At 65.9% G+C, this 977-nt stretch carries 1 protein-coding gene and 1 pseudogene; both read right to left on the bottom strand.

All coding sequences use genetic code 11. The annotated features are described in order from the left end of the window. A pseudogene (locus I5M_RS31585) lies at positions 1 to 260 on the bottom strand (diacylglycerol kinase); the annotation flags it as partial. Position 261: 1 nt separating this feature from the next. After that, positions 262 to 977: 3-deoxy-7-phosphoheptulonate synthase (locus I5M_RS23115; protein WP_022723565.1), on the bottom strand; the 716-nt coding region annotated here is incomplete at its 5' end.

Below are 977 nucleotides of genomic sequence, written 5' to 3'. Positions count from 1 at the left end.
GGCCGATCTGCAGAATCGTGCTCGGTGGTCAGCCCGTTCGGACAGCTTCTCGATGGCGGTATTGAGCAGTTCGACCATCAGCAACTTCGCCCCCACCGCGATGAGCTCGACGCGGCGGGCCGGCGTAACGCCGATCAGCCAAGCCGCCGGGATGGCGATTCACCAGGGGCGACCAGCTCCTCGCGGATCGCCTGCTCTGAGCGCGCCGCGAATTTGAGCCCGCGCCACGAGTTGATCGTGGCGCGCCAGAATCTAAGCAAGTTAGAGCCCAGCCGCAGCCGGCAGCGGGGTGGCCTTGCCGGCGCGGCCCTGCTTCAACAGGTCCGCGATCAGGAACGCCATGTCGATCGACTGTTCGGCGTTGAGCCGCGGATCGCAGGCGGTGTGGTAGCGGTTGTTGAGGTCCTCGTCGGTGATGGCGCGGGCACCGCCGAGGCATTCGGTGACGTTCTGGCCGGTCATTTCCAGATGCACGCCGCCGGCATGCGTCCCCTCCGCGGCGTGGACCGCGAAGAACGAGCGCACCTCGCTCAAGATGCGGTCGAAAGGCCGGGTCTTGTAGCCGGAGTTCGACGTGATGGTGTTGCCGTGCATCGGATCGCACGACCACACCACGTTGCGGCCCTCGCGCTTCACCGCGCGGACCATCGCCGGCAGATGCTCGCCGATCTTCTCGTGGCCGAACCGGCCGATCAGGGTCAGCCGCCCGGCTTCGTTGTCGGGATTGAGCACGTCGATCAGCTTCAGCAATTCGTCGGTCTTCAGCGACGGACCGCACTTCAGGCCGATCGGATTCTTGATGCCGCGGAAGTACTCGACATGGGCATGGTCGAGCTGGCGGGTGCGATCGCCGATCCACAGCATGTGGCCGCTGGTCGCGTACCAGTCGCCGGTGGTCGAGTCGACGCGGGTCATCGCCTGCTCGTAGCCGAGCAGCAGCGCTTCGTGGCTGGTGTAGAAGTCGGGGTCCGAGCGAA

The sequence above is a fragment of the Rhodopseudomonas sp. B29 genome (genome assembly GCF_000333455.1).
In the GTDB taxonomy this organism is placed as follows: Bacteria; Pseudomonadota; Alphaproteobacteria; order Rhizobiales; family Xanthobacteraceae; genus Rhodopseudomonas.
The sequence above is the reverse complement of the archived record's forward strand: the minus strand, read 5'-3'. Positions and strand labels throughout refer to the sequence as shown.